Here is a 21,386-nt window from a genome sequence, read left to right as displayed (position 1 = left end):
ACGGGTTCGCGTCGCGGCTGCCGGACCACCGTGAACCTTACTGCGTCGGTTCCGTCGCCCCACAGCGCCGTAGCCCGCGCGTTACCGGCACCGCATCGCATCGCACGGGAGAGATCGCGGCCGGTCGGCCGGTCCGTGCGCGACCGTCTCGTGGCGCTCGGGGTGGTCGGTCGACAGATCGCAGGCGGGTGGGGACCGCCGGCCCGGCGTCGTCGGGCCGGCCGGTGGGCCGCGACGGCGACGCACAGCTCCGGCCGGAGGCGCACCAGCCGCTGGACCGGCGCGGATCCGGGCCGGGCGGCCCGTCCGGAGAGGGTGTCCTACTACACTGGACCGGTGAGTTTCGACAACGTACGGGGACGATCGACCCCAGGCCGACCTTCCCGGACGCCGTCCGGAACTCCCTCCGTGGTGGGGCAGCTGGGCCGCCGCCCCGACGGCACCATCCCGTTCTCGGTGGAATTCAATCCGCCGCGCGATGCCGCGGCCGAGGCGCGGCTGTGGCGCGCCGCCCGTGAATTCGAGCGGATGCATCCGGCGTTCGTATCGATGACCTACGGAGCGGGCGGATCCACCCGCGATCGCACCGCGCGCATCACCGGGCAGCTGGCCCGCGAAACCACACTGCTGACCGTCGCGCATCTGACCGCGGTCGGGCACAGCGTGGCCGAACTGCGGTCCATCGTCGGCAGCTACGCCGATGCCGGCATCCGCAACATGCTCGTGCTGCGCGGCGACCCGCCGGGCGATCCGCTGGGGGAGTGGCGCAAACATCCCGACGGTGTCGAATACGCCGAGGAACTGGTCCGCATGGTCTGCGAGCTCGGCGACTTCCACGTGGGAGTGGCGTCGTTCCCGCAGGGCCACTACCGGTCTCCCGACCTGGAGCACGACACTCGCTACCTGGTCTCGAAACTGCGTGCGGGAGCGGAGTATTCGATCACGCAGATGTTCTTCGACGTGGAACACTATCTGCGCCTGCGGGATCGGGTCGCGGCCTACGATGCCGAACAAGGCGCCAAGCCCATCATTCCCGAGCTGATGCCGATCACCTCGCTGCGCACCGTGCAGCGGGCCGAGGAGTTGTCGGGCCGGCCGCTGCCCGCGCGGGTCATGCAGCGGCTCGAGCAGGCGGCCGGTAACGATCCGGAGGCCAATCGCAACGCCGTGCGCGCGGTGGGCATCGAGATCGCCACCGAGATCGGGCAGCGACTGATCGACGAGGGTGCGCCCTGCCTGCATTTCATCACCTTGAACTTCGCCAAGGCGACCACCGAGGTGCTCACCAACCTCGGCTATACGGTGACCCCGGCGGCCGTCAGCGCCTGATCGGCGTTTCGCGGGCGAGTTGCCGCGCATACGCCTCCACCGGCGGTACCCTCTCGTGCACCGTGACGACGCGGAGGTCCCCGAGTCATGCTGTGCGGCCCGGCGGACCGACCCTGGTGCGGATGTTCCGCTGAACTCAGGAGAACCCCGATGGCCGTGGTGACCAGTCTCGTCCGTCTTTCCGCAGCGCTCACCGTGACCGGTGCGCTGACCTTCGCCGGCGCCGCCGTCGCGACCGCCGCCCCGCCCGACCCCGCCGCCACCATCGCCGCCGTGGGCCAGAACCCGGCGGCGGCGACGGATTTGCTGACCGCCTATCAGACCGCGGTCGAATCGCTGAAACAGCTGGGCATCCAGCCGTTCCTGTATCCGTCCGGGTCGGCGTTCTGCCAGGACGGCAGCACCCTCGGACTCGTCCCGGCGCTCGCCGGTGCGGTACCCGGGCCGTGGCCCAAGCTGGCGGTGCCGGTGCCCGGACTGGATCTGTCCGCGGTGAAGGCCGGGCAGACGATGTTCGCCTTCGTCCCCTACGGCATGGGCCCCGACGGCGCCGACACCACCGGTATGCAGGTGGCCTGGTTCAACGTGTCCAACGGCCGCGGTGGATTCGCCGCGATGGGCCCGCTGTCCCAGGTCGTCGGCTCGATGGTGCCGCCGAATCTGCCGCCGGAGGTGCGCCCGGCGTTCGAGCAGGCGATCCGCAACTTCTTCCTGGCGGCGCTGCCGGTCGGCGGCGTGCGCGCGGTGCCGGTGGATACCGGCTCCGGAACGGTGCTGGCGGCGGTGTTCGGCACGGTCCGCAACGGCGCCAACACCTGTGCGTTCCTGCCGACGGTCGGCGTTACCTCGGTGCCCTGAGTTCGGCGCGCCCGGGCCGGGAACGGTCCGGGCCGTCCGGCACCGGGCGGCCCTTCCAGCGCAGCGCCCCGCGCCGATACAGCAGCCACGACCGGCCCGACAGGCGCAGATACGCGCCGATCGACACCGGATGTGCCAGCGCCGCACCGATATCGGCGCCGCGCGGCAGCGTCCCGGATTCCAGTGAGCGGGCCAGCAGCCGGCTCGCGACACCCGAGCCGTAGCCGGCGATACCGATTCGCCGGATCCGGCCGCGACCGAACAGCGCGGCGAGGGCGGGCAGCACGTACGCGACCGCGGCCACCATATCCACCGCCAGGGCACCGGCCGGGCCGCCGTAGGCCGACCACAGCCAGCGGGTGTAGCCACCCTCGACTTCGGCCGCGCCGCGGTACATGCGGGTACTCGCCAGCGTCCCCGCCGACGCCAGCACGGTGCGATGTCCGGCGCGGCGCAGCACCCGCGCCAGCGCCAGATCCTCGGTGATCGAACCGGCCACCGCCGCATGCCCGCCCACCGCGCGATAGACCGCGGTGTCGAAGACGAGGAACTGCCCGCACGCCACCGCGGTCGACGGCCGCAGGCCGCGATCGGCGAGTCGCACCGGCAGCGTCGTGGCCCACGACCAGCACAGCAGCGGCTGCACCAGCGCCTCCGCGAGCGATCCCGCCCGCTGATACGGCCAGGGAGACACCGAACCCGCACCGCTGCGGCGCAATTCGCTCACCGCCGCGGCGATCGCCTGCGGGCGCAGCCGTACGTCGGCGTCGAGGAAGATCAGGACGCCGGGCGGCGGGTCGGCGGTGACGCCCGCGAGTTCGGCCAGACGCGCGCAGGCCGCGTTCTTGCCGGTCCATCCGGGTTCGGGGTCGGTGTCGGCGGCGACCACGGTGAATCGATCGTCGTCACCGATCGCCTCGACGGCGGCCGCGAAGGTGCCGTCGGTGGATCCGTCGTCGAGGATCCAGATCCGCATGCGCGAAACACCTTGCTGAGCACGCAGATCCGCGATCAGCCGCGGTAGTCGTGATGCTTCGTCGCGGGCCGGGATCGCGATGATCACCGGCTCGATGGCGGGGGTGGCATCGGCCCGCAGCCGCCGCATGCCGAGCCGGTTCACCAGGGCCACCGCACATCCCGCGCCGGCCACGATCGCGCCCGCCGTGACGAGCGGCTCGACGACCGACCGCGCACCGAGCCGTGTCATGTGGCCGTTCCCGGCGGCTGGGCCGAGTCGGCGGAGGCGGTGCTCACGGGCGCCCATCGTGGTCCCTGATCAGGCGTCCTGCTTCACCCGCGGACGCCACGGCGGCGTGGGGTTGCGATTCAGATACGCCAGCACCGCGACCATGGCGGCCACCGCGAGGGTGATGCCACCGACGATGCCGGCCCATCCGGCGAAGGAGCGGGTGTTCGGGTCGGCGTAGTTGACCTCGGCGCGCACGGTGCTCACATCGCCGGCCGGCAGCTTCCACGAGACCGTCGAATCGCCCTGGCGAGTGCCGTTGGTGGTAGCCACCCGGGCCGGGAAGGCGACGGTGAACTGCACGTCGGAACCCTGCGGCGGAACGGATTTCAGGTCGACCCGGCCGGTGAGGGTGACCTTGTCGCCGGTGCGGATGAACTGCAGGTTGAACATGCCCTGCGTCTGGTCCGACAGCGCGCCCAGCTGCTGCACCTCGCCGAAGGTCAGGTCGTCGAAGTAGACCTGGCTGCCGACGTAGCCGTCCTGACTGTAGGGCTCGACCCGGATCTTCGCGGCCAGGGTTTCGGGGGCCTTCAGCTCGGGGCCCTTGTCCTTGTCGTTGGCCGGGATCACGGCGGCCACCAGATGGCCGGACACGCGGTCGTTGGAGGACACGCCCATCGATACCTGGACCCGCAGGCAGCCGGTCAGCAGCGGCGCCAGCAGCAGCGCCAGCAGGGCTACGGACCAGAGGCGATGACGCCGGGTTCGCCGCGGCGTGTGGGTCGACTCTGGCATCGATGGTGTCGGACTCGGCTGCACGGCACACATCGTGCCATGAGTCGCAGTGATCGTCGGCACGCGACGGGCGTTTACGGCGGCGCGGGCAGCCGGTCGCGGTGCCGCGCCGCCCGCAGCACCCACACCGCCGTGGGTACGGCCACCAGCCCGAGACCGATCAGGCCGTACCCCGCGGACGCGGGCAGATCCAGGAACACCGCATGGGCCAGGGCCGATCCGAACCAGGTCCACAACAGCACCGCGATCGGTACCGCGGGTCCGGCGCCGCGCGGTGCGCAGCGGCGTTCGAGCGCCGCGAGCAGTGTCGCCATCAGGGCGCCGACCGCGAACCAGCCGACATAGTTCGTATACGGGATATCGCCGATTCCCGGCAGGCCCGGCTGGGCCGAACACCAGGTCCACTGCCCGTCGGCCACCATCTGCGGGTCGAGGTAGAGGTCCCAGCCCACCGCCCCCACGGCCGTCGCGGCGACGCGGGTGACGGTGCGGCGGCACAGCAGCCCGGTTGCCACCCAGATCGGGTAGAGACCGCCGACCCAGGCCACCGGCACCAGCAGCGGCACCTGCGCGAGATCGGGACCCAGCCGGCCGTGCGCGTAGTGGTAGCAGCCGAACGGGAATCCGCTTGCGGTGCCGATCATTTCGGCGACCGCGCCGACGCCGCCGACGATCACCGCATAGCCGGCCGCCCAGCCGATGCCTCGAGCCACCCAGGCGTGCAGCAATGCGGTGGCCGCCGACAGCCCGACGATCAATATCGTCACCCGATCGCGCGCCGAGCCGTCGGTGAGGGGATAGGCGATCTGGGCCGCGACCCAGGCCACGGCGGTCACCGCCGGCCACTGCCGCGCCGTCATCGCCGAGTGAAGCGACCGCGGCGCAGCGATCGCAGCACCAGCCCCGCCGCGGTACGCCCGCTGGCGCCCGACACCCCGCCGCCGGGGTGGGTGGAGGCGCCGGTCAGATACAGCCCGGGCGCCCCCGGCACCTTCTGTCCGGACAGTTCCGGAATCGGCCGCCAGAAGAACATCTGATCCATCGACATCTCCACATGCATGACATTGCCGCCGATGAGCCCCAATTCGGTCTCCAGATCGGCGGGTGTCTGCACATACCGCTGCCGCACCGAATCGGCGAAACCGGGTGCGTAGGAATCGACTTCGGCGATGATGCGGTCGGCCTCGCGCTCACCGTGCGCGCTCCACTCGCTGCCGTCGGCGAGCCGGTGCGGATGCCACTGCGCCCACAGTGACAGTTGATGTTCGCCGGGCGGTGCGATCGTGGGGTCGAGGGCGCTGAAACTCATGGCCAGCACCACCGGACGCGGCGGCAGTTCCCCGGCCAGCGCGGCGGCGTGGGCGAGTCGCAACTGCCGTCGATCGGTCACCAGCAATTGCAGTCCGCGCGTCGACTCCTCCGGCGTGGCACCGGGGTATACGGGGAGCGCGGAGGTCGCGGTCCGCACGACCATGCCGATGCCGGGGCCGACCCGGATACGCCGCCGCCAGTCGGCGAGAACGGTGTCGTCGAATCCGCCGCGCCGCAACAACTCCAGGGTGGTGAGCACGTGTGTGCCGGAAATCACGGTGCGGGCGGACAGGTCGCGGCCGCTCGCCGTGCGCACCCGCCAGCCCTCGCCCGAGCGGCGCAGTTCGGTGACCTCGTCACCGGCCGAGACGGTGCCACCGTCGGCGCGCAGCCGCGCCACGAGTGCCGTGGTGAGCGCACCGCTGCCGCCGACCGCGCGGCCGGGCGGGAGCGTGTGCATCAGGGCGGCGAAACCGGCCATCGGCGCGGTGCCGGGTTCCGACATCGGCGGTCCGGACTGCGCGCCGAACCAGGCCAGCGCCGCCTTCAGCCGTTCGTCGTCGAACCAGCTGTCCAGCAAGGCATCCCCGGACTGCAGGAATTCCCGCGACAGCGCGCTGCCGCCGCCCCGGGCGTCGAGGCCCCAGAACGCGCGCAGGAACCGGCCCGGTGTCGGCGCACCGCCGAATGCCCGCATCACCCGTTGGGCCCGGGGACCCCAGGTGCGGACGAACCGTCGGTAGGCCTCGGCCTCGCGGGGACCGCAGGCCCGTTCGATCGAGGCGCAGGTGCGGTCGACATCGCGGTGGAAGACGATCGGCTCGGCATCCGAGCCCACCGGTGCGGGCGCGAAAGCCCAAGGGTCGCAATCGATGTAGCGCAGGCCGAACTTCTCCAGCTCGAGTTCCTCGATGATGCCGGTGTGGCGGATCATGATGTGCGCCGAGGAACCGCGGTCCATGAGATGGCCCGGGAAACGCTCGACCGTCGACACCGCGCCACCGAGCACCTCGTCGCGCTCGAGGACCTCGACCGGATGTCCCGCGCGTGCCAGATAGCAGGCCGCGACCAGTGCGTTGTGGCCGGAGCCGAGAACCAGTGTCGTCACTGTTCGGGCGTCCGTAACGGCAGCCGGCGGCCGAGCACGGCGAAGCGCCGGGTATCGCCGGAGAAGACGAAATGCCGGACCACATCGGTGAATCCCTGCCGGCGATACAGCCGCCAGGCGCGGTTGGCCTCGCGGTCGACCTCCGGGGTGGACAGCAGCACCGCCGCCTCCGTGCGCTGCTCGAGCAGCCGTACCAGCAGGGTCTCGCCGATGCCGCGGCCCTGAGCGGACGGATGGACGTGCAGTTCGGTGAGTTCGAAGTAGTCCGACAGCAGGGCCCGCGCGGTCTGCTCCGGCCAGCCCGAGCGGCGCATGCCGGTGTGGACCTGCTGATGCCACCACTGGTGGGGCGCGCCGCGATAGCCGTAGGCGATCGCCACGATCGGCGCGGTGCGCAGATCGACCTGGCCGCTGTCGTCGGGGACCACCGCGGCGACGGCCTGCCAGCCCGGCCGGGTGGTGTGTTCGGCCCACATCGGGGCGCGGTGGTGTTCGGTGCCGCGTGGATAGTCCATCGCCGCGACGTACACGGCGAGGGCGTCGTGCAGCCGGTGGCGCAACGTCGCGGCCGAAAGGTCGACGACGACGGGCGCGGGAGTGTGGCGGGGCCTGACGGCGGTCATGAGCGGGGAGCCATATCTTCGGGGCCGTCTCTGTCTGTCGAAGGTGTCTGTGGTGTCGGGGGCGGGCGTCGGAGTTGGGTGCGTGGGGTGCGGGGGTCCCCATCCAGGGTGCGCGGCGCGCGTTCGGCGCGAAAGTCTGTCGGTGGTCGTCTCTATATTCACATTCAATTGAAACGTTCGAATACCTGTTCGGTTCGGCACGGTCGACCGGGCGCGGTATGCGAAATGTGGAGGTGTCGAGATGGCTGGTCGGATGGACGATCCACGACGTACCGGCCGGGCGGGCGGACTGCTCGACCGGGCGGACACGATGGTGCAGCAGGCCTGGGCCGAACCCGATCCGCGTGAGCGGCTGCGCAGCGCCTACCTGGCGGCGCTGCGCGGGGCCGGGGCGGTGCTGGCCGCGACCGGTGCCGACCGCGCACCGCGGGCCCGCTCCCGCAACGCCTGGGTGCTGATGCAGCAGGCCGCACCGGAATTCGTGATGTGGTCGGACTACTTCAGTTCCTTCTCCGAGACCCGGGCCGCGCTCGAAGCCGGACTGGACCGGGCGATCAGCGATACCCAGGCCGACGAGTTCGCCTCGCGGGTGGAGGCATTCCTGCGTGATGTGGAGGATGCGCTGGCGATTACGGCGGCACGGTTGCGTCCCGCGCCGGGCTGGCTCGCCGACGGTACGGCGTGAACATCGGCGAGTAGGTGGTAGCGCACTGATCGAACTCGTATCATTGGTGGCAGTAGCCGCCAAGGTCGGCTACTTGTCGTCTACCCGGAGGCGACAACCAGGACCTAGTGCCGGGGGAGGTACCGTGCCACTCTCCGAGCACGAGCAGCGCATGCTCGAACAGATCGAGAGCGCGCTCTATGCTGAGGACCCTAAATTCGCCTCGACCGTGCGTGGTGGTCGGCTTCGCTCTGCCACCGGAAGACGCAGACTTCAGGCGGCCGCGCTCTTCGTCCTCGGCCTCGTTCTTCTCATTGCGGGAATCGCCCTGCCCGTCAAGCCCGGCGGATTCCCCATCATCAGCCTGCTCGGCTTCATCGTGATGTTCGGCGCGGGTGTGCTGTTGCTGCTGGGCGGCTCGGGTATGACCAAGAGCGGCCGAGGCAGCGGCGACGCCCCCTCCGGTCCCGGTGGCATTCCCGGCCGTGCGGCAAAGGGTAAGCAACGCAAGGCCGGTGGCTTCTCCGCCCGCATGGAAGATCGGTTCAGGCGCCGCTTCGAGCAGGACAGTTGAGCCTCCGCTCGCGTCCGCGAAAGCGGAGGCGAGCGGCCGAACGTGATTGCGCGATGATTGCCGCGCCCAGCGGCGAGTAGCCGACAACTGAACCACCTCGAACGACACGCCGTGATGTGCGGCGTGTCGTTTTTCTTGTCACGGAGTGATCCGGATCGCGTTCACGGGGTGGCGGATTCGTCGGTCCCCGTATTTCCCCACCTTTCCCCACGCCCGGTCCCCACTCTCACCCACCACCGGTCGGGGCCGCTCCCAGCTGCGGGTTTGCTGATGGTTGTCGGGCCGCCCGGCCCGCCGGCGGCGCGTGTCGGGGGAACTCGACGAAATCTCCCCACCGCGGTGATAGCTGAGCTGACCTGCTCAATCCCCGAGCCGGGGACCGAGATCACCGCGGCTTTCGATTGAAAGTGGGGGAAAGTGGGGTAATGTGGAGCGCGCACTGATAAGAGCCGACCAGACGAGGTGATCGAGCGGGAGGTGTCGAGACTGTGTTTCTCGGTACCTACACGCCTCGCCTGGACGACAAAGGGCGACTGACGTTGCCTGCGAAGTTTCGCGACGAACTGGCGGGAGGGTTGATGGTCACGAAAGGTCAGGACCACAGCCTTGCCGTCTATCCCAAAGAAGAGTTCACCGCCCTGGCGCGGCGAGCCGCGGCGGCGTCCCGAAGCAACCCGCAGGCAAGGGCTTTCGTTCGTGCCTTGGCGGCGTCCACGGACGAGCAACGTCCCGATGGGCAGGGCCGGATCACGTTGTCGGCCGAACATCGCCGCTACGCGAATCTGTCCAAGGACTGCGTGGTGATCGGCTCGGTCGATTTCCTCGAGATTTGGGACAAACAGGCGTGGGATTCCTACCTCGCCGAGCACGAGGAGGACTACTCGCTGGCAGGAGACGAGTCGCTGGGCGGAATTTTCTGATCCGAGACAGGCGAGTGCCCTGCGGCCTCTGCCCGGCACGGACCCTGACGTACTTCCCCAACGCCAGGTGCCGTGTTCGGTCAGAGACCCCGGGGCATTGGCTGTCCACTCGTTAGGCCATCCACCCGTCGCAAGCACCGTGAGCCAGGATCCGGGAGGTCGAGGTGAACCATGACAGCGACCGCCCCCGCCATGTTCCGGTTCTTTTGCGTCGTGCCGACGAAATCCTCGGCCCCGCACTGGAATCCGGCGGAGTCCTGGTCGACGCCACGCTCGGTTTGGGCGGGCATGCCGAACATTTCCTGCGGACCTATCCCGCGATCCGCCTGATCGGGCTGGATCGCGATACCGAGGCGCTGCGCCTGGCGGGCGAGCGGCTCGCGCCCTACGCCGATCGAATCACGCTGGTGCACACCAGATATGACGGCCTGCCCGGCGCGCTGCGGCAGGCCGGGCTGCCCGAACGCGGCTCCGTGCGCGCGGTGCTGATGGATCTCGGTGTCTCCTCGATGCAGCTCGACGAGGCCGAGCGGGGATTCGCCTATTCGGTGGACGCCCCGCTGGACATGCGGATGGACCCGACCTCCGACCTCACCGCGGCCGATGTGCTCAACACCTACAGCCACGGCGATCTGGCCCGGATCCTGAAAACCTATGGCGAGGAACGCTTTGCGGGCCGGATCGCGAGTGAGATCGTCCGCCGGCGCGCGCAGCGTCCGTTCACGACCAGTGCTCAACTGGTGGAACTGCTCTACGACGCGATCCCCGCGGCGACCCGGCGCACCGGCGGGCACCCCGCCAAACGCACCTTCCAGGCCCTGCGGATCGAGGTCAATCGCGAACTCGAGTCGCTCGAGGCCGCGGTGCCCGCGGCGTTGGCGGCGCTGGAGGTCGGCGGCCGGATCGTCGTCATGTCCTACCAGTCGCTGGAGGACAAGGTCGTCAAACACATCTTCGCGCAGGCCTCGGCCTCGCGCACACCATTGGACCTGCCGGTCGAATTGCCCGGCATGGGACCGGAATTCGCGATTCTGACCCGGGGCGCGGAGAAGGCGAGCGAAACGGAGATCGAGGAGAACCCACGCGCGGCGCCGGTGCGCATGCGGGCCGCGGAGCGAATACAGGCGGCCGGGTGACAGCGATCCGGCGACGGGGGTATTGCCGGTTCGGCAGCACTACGACGGGCAGTCCCACAGGAAATCGGTAGGGGAGGCAGGAATATGAGCGTGCGGACACGGGTGGACGCACCACAGCGGACGCAGCGGTCCGCGCCGCGGCGAGCGCACAGCGCCGACCGCGTGAAATCCGGTGCGGCCCAACGCGCCTATGCGCGCCGGCGCAATCGGGCGGGGGAGCGCGTGCTTCCGCCGCTGCCCCGGCGCGCCGGGTCGATGATGGCCGGGCGGCTGCCGTTCGTGGCGGCGATTCTCGCTCTGCTCGGCTGCGGTCTGCTCGCGACCCTGGTGCTGACCACGCATGCCGCCGAGGACAGCTATCAGCTCAGCGACGCCCGCCGCATCAACCGGCAGTTGCTCGACGAGCGCGCGGCGCTGCAGCGCGAGGTCGAGGCCGCCGACTCGGCGCCCGAACTGGCCGACCGCGCACGCGAACTGGGCATGATCCCGGCCAAGGATCCCGCCCGCCTGCTCGTGGCGCCCGACGGTTCGGTCACGGTGGTCGGCAAGGAGACGCCGGCCGAGGGCGCACCGGTGCCGCCGCTCAACACGAGTCCCGCCAAACTCCCGCCGAAACTCGCTCAAGCCCAAGGCGAACGGCTGGTCCCGGTGACCACCACCCCGGCCCCGCCGGCGCCCGCTCCCGGCCCGGCCGAGCAGAACCAGGCTCCGGCGCCGACGACGACCGCGCCGCAGCCGCCCGCGCAGCCGACACAGGTTCCGGTCCCGGTGCAGGCCGCACCGGCAACGCCGGCCGCACCGCCGGCCGGTACCCAACCGGCGGCACAGGCGGCCCCGGCCGCACCCGCTGCCGAGCCGGAGCCCGCGGCACAGGCGGCGCCGGTCGCACCCGCCGGCACGCAACCGACGGCACCGGCCGGTCCGCCCGCACCCGTAGCACCCGCCGCGCAGCCGGCCGGGACCCAGCCAATGGTCCAGGCGGCACCCGAGGGGGCCGATCGATGACCGGCCGCGGCGGAGGCAGAACCGGCGGGGGTGCCACAGGACGCGGCCGGGCGGGTGTGCGATCCACGCCCGCCCGGCCGCGTCGCACTCCCCGGCCGCGGGCGGGTTCACCCGCGGATGCCTCCACGCGGCTGCGGTTCGGAGTCGGACGCGTCCTCATGCTGGTGGCGCTGCTCGTCGTCGCGATGCAATTGCTCTGGCTGCAAACGTTTTCCGCGCCCAACCTGTCGGCCGAGGCGGCCAGCCAGCGCACGGTGCATCAGACCGACTGGGCGCAACGCGGCGCCATCCTCGATCGGGACGGCCGCAGGCTCGCGTTCACCGTCGTGACCAAGAAGCTCCACTTCCGGCCGGTGGCCGTGCGCAAGGATCTGGCCGACGCGCGGGCGAAGAGCGACAAGGCGCCCGAGGTCGACAAGCGTCTGGAGGAGATCGCCAAGACGATCCACGAGAAGCTGGGCAAGGACGCGCCCCCCGAAGCGGAACTGCTCGCCAAACTGCGCAGCGACGACCAGTTCACCTATCTGGCCTACAACGTCGACTCCCGGGTCGCCGACGAGATCACCGAGAAGTTCCCCGAAGTGGGGACCGAACGTCAGGACACGCCGGTCTATCCGGGCGGCGCGCTGGCGGCCAACGTGGTGGGCGCGACCGGCTGGGACGGGCACGGCCAGGTGGGGCTCGAGGCGTCGATGGACGCGACGCTGGCCGGCACCGACGGTTCGCATACCTACGATCGCGGCTCCGACGGGGCGGTCATCCCCGGCAGCGAGCGGGACAAGGTGCCCGCGGTCAACGGCTCCGATGTGGAACTGACCCTCGACTCCGATCTGCAGTACCACGTGCAGCAGCAGGTCCAGGAGGCCAAGGACAAATCCGGCGCGCAGGACGCCTCGGCGGTGGTGCTGGACGCCCACACCGGCCAGGTGCTGGCCATGGCCAACGACAACACCTTCAATCCGGCGCAGGATCCGAAGTTCTGGGCCTCGGCCGATATCGGCAATCCGTCGGTGACCAATGCCTACGAGCCCGGTTCGGTGAACAAGATCATCACCGCGGCGGCCTCCATCGAGTACGGCCTGACCAATCCGGACGAGGTGCACCAGGTCCCCGGTGAGATCCACATGGGCGGTGTGGTCGTGCACGACGCGTGGTCGCACGGCGTGATGCCCTACACCACCACCGGCATCTTCGGTAAGTCGTCGAATGTGGGCACGCTGATGCTCGCGCAGCGGGTCGGTGAGGACCGCTTCGCGGATATGGTCAAGCGTTTCGGCCTGGGGCAGCGCACCGGTGTCGGACTGCCCGGCGAGAGCGGTGGCATCGTGCCCCCGCGCGACCAGTGGTCCGGCTCGACGTTCGCGAATCTGCCCATCGGACAGGGCCTTTCGATGACGCTGCTGCAGATGACCGGGATGTACCAGGCCATCGCCAACGACGGTGTGCGGATCCCGCCGCGCATCGTCAAGGACGTGATCGGCCCCGACGGGCACCGCACCGGCGAACCGCAGCCGGACGGCGTGCGGGTGGTGAGCCCGCGGACCGCGAGTACGCTGCGGCAGATGTTCCAGGCCGTGGTGCAGCGCGATCCGATGGGTTATCAGCAGGGTACGGGCGCTCCCGCGGCGATCGAGGGCTATCAGATCGCCGGGAAGACCGGAACCGCGCAGCAGATCGACGACAAATGCCAGTGCTATTCCAGCGATCGCTACTGGATCACCTTCGCCGGAATCGCCCCGGCCGACAATCCGCGCTACGTCATCGGCATCATGTTGAACGCACCCGTGCGCAGCACCGACGGCAGTGGCGGGCAGTCGGCGGCGCCGCTGTTCCACAGCATCGCCTCCTGGGCGCTGCAGCGCGATCGGATTCCGCCGTCCACCGTGCCGCCGAAACAGCTTGTGCTCCAGGCGATGTAGTGGTGTGCGCGGCTCAATGTCCGGTTTCGGAACCGTGGGTGTCCGTCTGCGGCCCGCCGCACGGGCGGGTGCGGGCGCGGTGAGGCCGAGGAGCCGGTGCGCGCGAGGCGGCCACGCTGCGTGGCCGCCGATCCCCCACAGGTAACCTGACTCCCCGACCCCGAATCTCGACCCGATGCACAGATGTGCGCCCACGAAAGGAGCCTGGTGCCCGTGCAGCCCAGCCCGCAGGTGCTTCGCCCCGCCGTTGCGTTGTCGACGCCGGTGCAGGCCGTTGCCGAACTGACCGGTGCGCGGCTGAACTCCGGCGACCCGGCCGGGATCGAGATCACCGGCATCGAACAGCGCTCGAATGCCGTGCAGCCCGGTGACCTGTTCGCAGGTCTGGCCGGCGCCAAGGCTCACGGCGCCCGCTTCGCCGCCGACGCCGTGGAGCGCGGTGCCGTCGCGGTGTTCACCGACGCCGCGGGGGCGGAGCTGATCGGCGAACTGGATGTGCCGGTGCTCGTGCACGACGATCCGCGCGCGGTACTCGGCGAGCTGTCGGCGGCTGTGTACGGTCACCCCTCGCGGCGACTACAGGTCATCGGCATCACCGGCACCTCGGGCAAGACCACCACCTCGTATCTGGTGGAGGCGGGCCTGACCGCGGCCGGGCTGTCTACCGCGCTGATCGGCACGATCGAGACGCGGATCGCGCGGCGCGTCGATCCGAATCCGGAGGAGACCGCGGCCGGTGCGAGCGCCGCCGTCGAGTACCGCCGGGTGCCCAGCGCGCTGACCACACCGGAGGCGCCGCAGCTGCACGCGATGTTCGCGCTGATGGTGGAACAGGGCGTGCAGGCCGTGGTGATGGAGGTGTCCAGCCACGCGCTGGCGCTGGGCCGCGTGGACGGTGTGCACTTCTCCGTCGGCGCGTTCACGAATCTGTCGCAGGATCACCTGGACTTCCACGCCGATTTCGAGGACTACTTCGCCGCCAAGCGCCGGCTGTTCGTCCCGGATCCGGGCGCGCCGCAGCGACAGGTCGCGGCCGACACCTGCGTGATCTGCGTGGACGACGCCTGGGGCCGGCGGCTGGCGCGGGAGGCGGGCGGGCGCGCCCGGGTCGTCACCGTGGCGACCGCGGACTGCCCGACCGGGGAGACCGAACCGGAGTGGACGGTGACCGGCGCCGCCGCGCTGGCCGACGGCGGGCAGCAGTTCACCGCGATCGGCCCCGCGGGCGAGATTCCGGCGCGGCTGCGGCTGCCTGGGCGCTACAACATCGCCAACGGCCTGCTCGCGATCGCGGTGTGCGCCACGGCGGGTGTCGACGCGGCGGTGGCGGCCGCGGCGCTGGGCGAGGTGGATGTGCCCGGCCGGATGCAGCGGGTGAACGCGGGACAGGATTTCCTGGCTGTCGTCGACTACGCGCACAAGCCGGCCGCGGTGGAATCGGTGATCGCGACGCTGCGCCGGCATCTGCGCGACTCCGGCGGCCGCCTGGCCGTGGTCGTGGGCGCCGGTGGCGATCGTGACGCCGGTAAGCGGCCGCTGATGGGCGCCACCGCGGCGCGCGGCGCGGAACTGCTGGTCATCACCGACGACAATCCGCGCACCGAGGATCCGGCCGAGATCCGCGCCGCGATCCGCGCGGGCGCGCTGGGCATCGCCGAGGCCGAACGCGGTGAGGTGCGCGAGATCGGCGATCGGGCCGCCGCCATCGCCGCCGCCGTGGATTGGGCACGGCCGGGGGATGTGGTGCTGGTGGCAGGTAAGGGACACGAGACCGGGCAGGAGATTGCGGGTGTGAAGTATCCGTTCGACGACCGTGAGGTGCTGGGACAGGCCCTGGAACGTAAAACGAAAGACCTGACGGTTTCATGATCGAAATGACTCTGCGGGAGATCGCCGAGATCGTCGGCGGCACGCTGCACGATGTGAGCGATCCCGCGGTGACGGTGACCGGTGCGGTCGAATTCGATTCGCGCCGAATCAATTCCGGCGACCTGTTCCTGGCCCTGCCGGGGGAGCATGTCGACGGGCACGACTACGCGGGCAAGGCCGTGGCCTCCGGTGCGGTGGCGGTGCTGGCGGCGCGGCCGGTCGGCGTGCCGGCGATCGTGGTCGAACCCTTCGCCCCCGCGGCCGGCGCGTCGGCGAATCGTTCCTATGTGCTGGCCCACGACACCGACGGCTCGGGCGCCGCGGTGCTGGCGGCGCTGGCGAAATTGGCGCGGGCGAGTGTGGACCGGCTGGCCGCCGCCGGCCTGAACGTGGTCGGGGTGACCGGTTCGGCCGGAAAGACCTCCACCAAGGATCTGCTGGCGCGCGTGCTCGCGCCGCTGGGCGCGGTGGTCGCCCCGCCGGGATCCTTCAACAACGAACTGGGCCATCCGTGGACGGCGCTGCGCGCGGGAGCCGACTCCCGCTTCCTGGTGCTGGAACTGTCCGCGCGCGGTCCGGGCCATATCAAGGCGCTGACCGAGATCGCACCCCCGCGGATCGGTGTCGTCCTCAACGTCGGCACCGCGCACCTGGGTGAGTTCGGCGGCCGGGACGCCATCGCGCAGGCCAAAGGCGAACTGGTGGAAGCGCTCCCGCCCACCGGCGTCGCGGTGCTCAACGCCGACGACCCGCGGGTGGCGGCCATGGCCGAGCGGACCCGGGCCCGGGTGGTGACCTTCGGTCAGGCGTCCGGCGCGGACGTGCGGGCCACCGACATCGTGCTCGACTCCGCGGCGCGGGCGCGATTCACCTTGCACGCCAACGGGTCTCACGCCGAGGTGCATCTGGCGGTGTATGGCGAGCACCAGATCTCGAACGCGCTGGCCGCGGCCGCCGTGGCGCTGGAATGCGGTGCGGATCTCGACACCGTGGCCCGGGCTCTGGCCGGTGCGACGGTCGATTCGGCGCACCGGATGGATGTGCGGACCCGGGCCGACGGGGTCACCGTCGTCGACGACTCCTACAACGCCAATCCGGATTCCATGCGCGCCGCGCTCAAGGCGCTGGTGTCGATGTCGCGCGCCGGCGGTACGCCGGATGCGCCGCGCGGCCGGCGCAGCTGGGCGGTCCTGGGCGAAATGGCCGAACTGGGCGAGGAATCGGTCGTCGAACATGACAACATCGGACGGCTCGCGGTGCGGCTGGACGTCGACCGGCTGATCGTGGTCGGCACCGGGCGCCCGGCCCGCGCGCTGCACCAGGGCGCGGTCATGGAAGGCTCGTGGGGCGAGGAATCGATCCTCGTACCCGATATCGAATCCGCGATCGCCCTGCTGGACAACGAGATCGCGGCCGGTGACGTGGTACTGGTCAAAGCGTCGAACTCCGCCGGTCTGTGGGCGGTGGCGCAGCACGTGCTCGCATCGGGTGGGCAGGGCACGGAGGCAGCTGGATGAGGCAGATTCTGTTCGCGGCGGGGATCGCGCTGGCGGTATCGATCCTGCTGACGCCGCTGCTGATCCGCATGTTCGCCCGCCGCGGATTCGGCCAGGAGATCCGTATCGACGGCCCCGAGAGTCATCAGGCCAAGCGCGGCACCCCGACCATGGGCGGCGTCGCGATCCTGATCGGCATGTGGGCCGGATATCTGGGCTCGCATCTGATCGGGATCGGCTATCACGCCGACGGGCCCTCTGTCTCGGGTCTGCTGGTGCTCGGTCTGGCCACCGCGCTCGGCGTGGTCGGCTTCATCGACGACTTCATCAAACTGCGCAAACAGCGCAACCTGGGCCTGACCGCCGCCGGTAAGTACATCGGCCAGCTCGGCGCCGCGGTGATCTTCGGGGTGCTCGCGCTGCAGTTCCGCGGCGCGGGCGGGCGCACCCCGGCCAGCCGGCATCTGTCGTACGTGCGCGAGATCAACACCGTCTCGATGAGCGTGATCATCTTCCTGGCGTTCGTCTGCCTGGTCGTGGTCGCGTGGTCGAACGCGGTGAATCTGACCGACGGCCTGGACGGCCTGGCCGCGGGTTCGATGAGCCTGGTGCTGGGCGCCTACGTGATCATCACGTTCTGGCAGTACTACCACGCCTGCGAGTTCAAGGCCGAGGCCGGCTGCTACAACGTGCGCGATCCGCTGGATCTGGCGCTGGTGTGTGCCGCGGGCGCGGCGGCGTGCATCGGATTCCTGTGGTGGAATGCGGCTCCCGCCAAGATCTTCATGGGCGATACCGGTTCGCTGGCCCTCGGTGGCCTGCTGGCCGGATTGTCGATCACCACCCGCACCGAACTGCTCATGGTCGTGATCGGCGCGCTGTTCGTCGCCGAGACCGTGTCGGTGGTGCTGCAGGTGGCGGTGTTCCGGACCACCCGCAACCGGTTGTTCAAGATGGCGCCGTTCCATCACCATTTCGAGTTGAGCAAATGGGCGGAGACGACGGTCATCATTCGGTTCTGGCTGCTCGCCGGAATCGCGGCGGCGGTGGGTCTGGGCTTGTTCTACAGCGAATACCTCTCTCAGGTCGGGTAAGCAGCGATGGTCGAACATACTCCGCGGGCCCTGCGATCACCGGGTCCCATGCTCGAATTTCTGCGTGGCCGTGACGTTCTCGTCGCGGGATGGGGGGTGTCGGGCCGCTCGCTGATCGAGCCGCTGCGCGATATCGGCGCCCGCCCCGTCGTCACCGACGCCGGGGAGAAGGCGATGGCCGAGGCCGCCGAACTCGGCCTCGACACCGCCACCGCCGCCGAACTGGTCGAACCCGGTGCGCTGGAACGGTTCGCGCTGGTCATCACCAGCCCGGGCTGGCGACCGGGTTCGCCGGTGCTGGTCTCCGCGGTCACCGAGGGCATTCCGGTCTGGGGCGATGTGGAATTCGCCTGGTGGGTGGATCAGGCCCGGCTCTACGGTCCGGTGCGCAAATGGCTGGTGATCACCGGAACCAACGGTAAGACCACCACTACCCAGATGACCCACGCCATTCTGCGCGCGGCCGGGTTGCCCAGCGTCGCCTGCGGCAATATCGGACTGCCGATCCTGGACGCGCTGCGCCGCACCCCGGGGCCGCAGATCCTCGCGGTCGAGCTGTCGTCGTTCCAGCTGCACTGGGCGCCGTCGGTGCGCCCGGAGGCAGGTGTGGTGCTGAATGTGGCCGAGGATCATCTGGATTGGCACGGCGGCCTCGACGCCTACGCCGCCGCCAAGGCGCGTGCCCTGACCGGACGGGTCGGCGTGGTCGGCCTGGACGACCCCGTCGCGGCCGCGCTGGCGCGAAAGTCCAAGGCGCGCCGCACCGTCGGCTTCCGGATCGGGGTGCCGGCCGACGGCGAACTCGGCGTGGTCGACGGTAAATTGCTGGACCGCGCCTTCACCAAGGCCGCGATCCTGGCCGAGGTCGGCGATATCAGCCCGCCCGGACCCGCCGGTGTGGCCGACGCGCTGGCCGCGGCCGCGCTGACCCGCGCCATCGACGTGGCCCCGCAGTTCGTCAAGGAGGGCTTGGCCGAGCACAAGGTGGGCCCGCATCGCGCCGCCTTCGTACGGGAACTGGCCGGAGTCGGATTCGTCGACGATTCGAAGGCGACCAATCCGCACGCCGCGCGGTCGTCGATCCTGGCGCATCCGCAGGTGGTGTGGATCGCCGGTGGTCAGCTCAAGGGCGCCCATATCGACGATCTGATCGAGGAGGTCGCCGAGCGCCTCGTCGCCGCGGTGGTCTTCGGTCAGGACGCGCCGATCATCGCGGCGGCAATGGCGCGACACGCGCCGGATGTCCCGGTGGTCGAGCTCGGTTCGGGTGACGATGCACAGATGAGCGGGGAACCCTCCACGGCCTCTCTGGTCGCCGAGATCGACGGCGCCGACGCGGTGATGGCCCGCGCGGTACGCATCGCCGCCGGATACGCGGGGCGCGGTGACACCGTCCTGCTCGCCCCGGCCGCGGCCTCCCTGGACATGTTCGCCGACTACACCCACCGCGGCCGCAGTTTCGTGGCGGCGGTGCAGGCCCTGGACGAGAGAGATATCGGGAGCCAGCAGTGACGAAACCGGCGCGCAAGCCCGTGGGCACCTGGTTCGGTGCCTGGCTGGCGCGCCCGCTGGCCGATTTCCACCTGGTCGTCACCATCGCCACCCTGCTCACCGTGCTCGGGCTGGTGATGGTGCTGTCGGCATCCAGCGTGGAGGCCTACGCCGACGGCGGTTCGGCGTATTCGCTGTTCATGCAGCAGGCGTTCTTCGCGGCCCTGGGCGCGGCGCTGTTCTACGTGGCGCTGCGGATCCCGATGCGCGTGCTGCGGCAGCTGTCGTTCCCGCTGTTCGCGGCGTCGGTGCTGTTGCTGGTGCTGGTGCTGATTCCCGGCATCGGTTCGCAGGTACAGGGATCGCGGCGCTGGTTCGACCTCGGATTCGTCTCGGTGCAGCCGTCGGAGATCGTGAAGGTCACCCTGATCCTGTGGGGTGCGCACCTGCTGGCGACCCGCCGCAGCGACCAGACCGGCTACAAGGACATTCTGGTGCCGCTGGTGCCGGCCGGTCTGCTGGTCTGTCTGCTGATCGTGCTGGAACCGAACCTGTCGACGACCATCGCGGTCGGCCTGGTGCTGGTAGCGCTGTTGTGGTTCGGCGGGTTGCCGGTGCGGCTGTTCGTGACCATCGCGGTCTCGGGTGCGGTCGCGGCGGGAATTCTGGCGCTGTCGGCCGGCTATCGGTCCGATCGCATGCGCGCGTTCTTCAATCCCGGCGACGATCCACAGGGCATCGGCTATCAGGCGCGCCAGGCGCTGTTCTCCCTCGCCGACGGTGGGATCTGGGGGCGCGGGCTCGGCCAGAGCCGGGCCAAGTGGAGTTATCTGCCCAACGCGCACAACGACTTCATCTTCGCCATCATCGGCGAGGAACTCGGATTTCTCGGATGTGCCCTGGTGCTGGGGCTTTTCGCGCTGTTCGTCTTCGTCGGCCTGCGCATCGCCAGCCGGTCGGCCGATCCGTTCCTGCGATTGCTGACCGCGGCCGCGACCACCTGGATCACCGGGCAGGCGCTGATCAACATCGGCTACGTGGTGGGTCTGCTGCCGGTGACGGGCCTGCAGTTGCCGCTGGTGTCGGCCGGTGGTTCGTCGCTGGCGATCACGTTGATAATGTTCGGCCTGATCGCGAGTGCGGCCCGGCACGAACCCGAGGCGATCGCCGCGTTGAAGGCCGGGCAGGACGGGCGGTTCAGCCGGTTGCTGCGGCTGCCGATCCCGGAAACCTACGCACCCGCTCGCGCCGGCCGGGCCCGCGCGGTCTCCGGCCCGCGCCGGCGGGAACTGCCGCCGGCGCGCAAGCGGTCGGACAAATCCGGTCGGTCGCCCGGCGCGGGCACGTCCCGCGGGGCCGCTCAGGCGCGGGGTGGGGGTGCGCCGATACCCCGGCGGTCGATAGATTCGGATTCGGCACGACGACGCAGCGCCGACGCCGGGCGGCGGGAGGCGCGCGGAGCGTCGTCGTGGCGCACGACCCGGGCCTGGGAGCCCAGCTATCCGATGACACATGCGAGAGAACGAGGTAATTCGAGGTGACAACCGGCGAGAGCGGCGGCACGACGGGTTCCGGGCAACGGACGCTCTCGGTGATCGTCGCCGGTGGGGGCACGGCCGGGCATATCGAACCCGCGATGGCGGTCGCGGACGCACTGCGCCGGCTGGATCCCTCGATCCGGATCACCGCACTGGGCACCCAGCGCGGGCTGGAGACGACGCTGATCCCCGAACGCGGCTATCCGCTGGAGTTGATTCCGCCGGTCCCGCTGCCGCGTAAACCCACCGCCGACCTGCTGCGCCTGCCCGGCCGGGTCCGCTCCGCGGTCGCCCGCACCCGCGCGGTGATCGACGCGGTCGAGGCCGATGTGATCATCGGATTCGGCGGCTACGTCTCGGTGCCCGCCTACCTCGCGGCCGGTGGGGGAGTGCTGCGGCGCTCGCGCCGGGTGCCGCTGGTGGTGCACGAGGCCAACGTGAAGGCCGGGATCGCGAACAAGGTCGGC

General features: G+C 70.4%; 19 protein-coding genes. 14 read left to right on the top strand and 5 right to left on the bottom strand.

Features of this window, described 5'->3' with window-relative positions:
- Nucleotides 1–336: 336 nt before the first annotated feature.
- Both NE2_RS28045 and NE2_RS28040 read left to right on the top strand, forming a co-directional pair.
- Nucleotides 337–1,329 carry a methylenetetrahydrofolate reductase gene (locus NE2_RS28045; RefSeq protein WP_063833572.1) on the top strand — a complete coding sequence of 331 codons (993 nt, stop codon included), beginning with the start codon at nt 337–339 and terminating at the stop codon, nt 1,327–1,329.
- Between the two features lie 150 nt (nt 1,330–1,479).
- Nucleotides 1,480–2,187, top strand: coding sequence for a hypothetical protein (locus tag NE2_RS28040; RefSeq protein ID WP_063030928.1), 708 nt, complete (start codon nt 1,480–1,482; stop codon nt 2,185–2,187).
- Here NE2_RS28040 and NE2_RS28035 read toward each other — a convergent pair.
- The 5 genes from NE2_RS28035 to NE2_RS28015 form a co-directional block, all read right to left on the bottom strand.
- On the bottom strand, nt 2,171–3,394 hold the full coding sequence (locus tag NE2_RS28035) for a glycosyltransferase family 2 protein (RefSeq protein ID WP_063030926.1): 1,224 nt from the start codon (nt 3,392–3,394) through the stop codon (nt 2,171–2,173). The genes NE2_RS28040 and NE2_RS28035 overlap by 17 nt on opposite strands.
- Before the next feature lie 69 nt (nt 3,395–3,463).
- A complete protein-coding gene (locus tag NE2_RS28030; protein WP_030514728.1) occupies nt 3,464–4,171 on the bottom strand; it encodes an LppM family (lipo)protein in 708 nt (235 codons plus the stop codon).
- Between the two features lie 74 nt (nt 4,172–4,245).
- The gene (locus NE2_RS28025; RefSeq protein WP_063030924.1) at nt 4,246–5,031 is read right to left on the bottom strand and encodes a carotenoid biosynthesis protein; all 786 of its coding nucleotides are present in this window, start codon (nt 5,029–5,031) and stop codon (nt 4,246–4,248) included.
- A complete protein-coding gene (locus NE2_RS36770; RefSeq protein ID WP_063030922.1) occupies nt 5,028–6,590 on the bottom strand; it encodes a phytoene desaturase family protein in 1,563 nt (520 codons plus the stop codon). Before NE2_RS36770 ends, NE2_RS28025 begins: the two co-directional genes overlap by 4 nt.
- Entirely contained in the window at nt 6,587–7,213 is a 627-nt protein-coding gene (locus NE2_RS28015) for a GNAT family N-acetyltransferase (protein ID WP_030514725.1), read from the bottom strand. Before NE2_RS28015 ends, NE2_RS36770 begins: the two co-directional genes overlap by 4 nt.
- Nucleotides 7,214–7,454: 241 nt before the next feature.
- On the opposite strand from NE2_RS28015, the gene NE2_RS28010 reads away from it, so the two are divergent.
- The 12 genes from NE2_RS28010 to NE2_RS27955 form a co-directional block, all read left to right on the top strand.
- Complete coding sequence (locus NE2_RS28010) at nt 7,455–7,898, top strand: SAV_6107 family HEPN domain-containing protein (RefSeq protein WP_228818027.1); 444 nt, start codon at nt 7,455–7,457, stop codon at nt 7,896–7,898.
- A 124-nt stretch (nt 7,899–8,022) separates the two neighbouring features.
- A complete protein-coding gene (locus NE2_RS28005; RefSeq protein WP_062966235.1) occupies nt 8,023–8,451 on the top strand; it encodes an SCO2097 family morphological protein in 429 nt (142 codons plus the stop codon).
- Between the two features lie 488 nt (nt 8,452–8,939).
- Nucleotides 8,940–9,371 (top strand): division/cell wall cluster transcriptional repressor MraZ, encoded by a 432-nt coding sequence (mraZ, locus tag NE2_RS28000; RefSeq protein WP_030514722.1) that lies wholly within the window; start codon nt 8,940–8,942, stop codon nt 9,369–9,371.
- A gap of 164 nt (nt 9,372–9,535) precedes the next feature.
- The gene (gene rsmH, locus NE2_RS27995; RefSeq protein WP_063030918.1) at nt 9,536–10,507 is read left to right on the top strand and encodes a 16S rRNA (cytosine(1402)-N(4))-methyltransferase RsmH; all 972 of its coding nucleotides are present in this window, start codon (nt 9,536–9,538) and stop codon (nt 10,505–10,507) included.
- A gap of 84 nt (nt 10,508–10,591) precedes the next feature.
- On the top strand, nt 10,592–11,512 hold the full coding sequence (gene ftsL / locus NE2_RS27990; RefSeq protein ID WP_233429899.1) for a cell division protein FtsL: 921 nt from the start codon (nt 10,592–10,594) through the stop codon (nt 11,510–11,512).
- 158 nt (nt 11,513–11,670) lie between these two features.
- A complete protein-coding gene (locus NE2_RS27985; RefSeq protein ID WP_063030915.1) occupies nt 11,671–13,431 on the top strand; it encodes a peptidoglycan D,D-transpeptidase FtsI family protein in 1,761 nt (586 codons plus the stop codon).
- Between the two features lie 183 nt (nt 13,432–13,614).
- The gene (locus NE2_RS27980) at nt 13,615–15,300 is read left to right on the top strand and encodes a UDP-N-acetylmuramoyl-L-alanyl-D-glutamate--2,6-diaminopimelate ligase (protein WP_063030913.1); all 1,686 of its coding nucleotides are present in this window, start codon (nt 13,615–13,617) and stop codon (nt 15,298–15,300) included.
- On the top strand, nt 15,297–16,817 hold the full coding sequence (locus NE2_RS27975; protein ID WP_063030911.1) for a UDP-N-acetylmuramoyl-tripeptide--D-alanyl-D-alanine ligase: 1,521 nt from the start codon (nt 15,297–15,299) through the stop codon (nt 16,815–16,817). The genes NE2_RS27980 and NE2_RS27975 overlap by 4 nt, the downstream gene beginning before the upstream one ends.
- Nucleotides 16,814–17,890 (top strand): phospho-N-acetylmuramoyl-pentapeptide-transferase, encoded by a 1,077-nt coding sequence (mraY, locus tag NE2_RS27970; RefSeq protein ID WP_063030909.1) that lies wholly within the window; start codon nt 16,814–16,816, stop codon nt 17,888–17,890. Before NE2_RS27975 ends, mraY begins: the two co-directional genes overlap by 4 nt.
- Before the next feature lie 48 nt (nt 17,891–17,938).
- The gene (gene murD / locus NE2_RS27965; RefSeq protein ID WP_063030907.1) at nt 17,939–19,402 is read left to right on the top strand and encodes a UDP-N-acetylmuramoyl-L-alanine--D-glutamate ligase; all 1,464 of its coding nucleotides are present in this window, start codon (nt 17,939–17,941) and stop codon (nt 19,400–19,402) included.
- The gene (gene ftsW, locus NE2_RS27960; protein ID WP_084494382.1) at nt 19,399–20,922 is read left to right on the top strand and encodes a putative lipid II flippase FtsW; all 1,524 of its coding nucleotides are present in this window, start codon (nt 19,399–19,401) and stop codon (nt 20,920–20,922) included. Before murD ends, ftsW begins: the two co-directional genes overlap by 4 nt.
- The coding region (locus NE2_RS27955; protein WP_174553991.1) for a glycosyltransferase at nt 20,919–21,386 on the top strand (468 nt) is incomplete at its 3' end. The genes ftsW and NE2_RS27955, both read left to right, overlap by 4 nt.

Origin of the sequence: Nocardia elegans NBRC 108235 (assembly GCF_001612845.1) — a bacterium.
Lineage (GTDB): Bacteria > Actinomycetota > Actinomycetes > Mycobacteriales > Mycobacteriaceae > Nocardia > Nocardia nova.
Note: the sequence above shows the minus strand (reverse complement) of the source record. Positions and strands in the feature narration are given on the sequence as shown.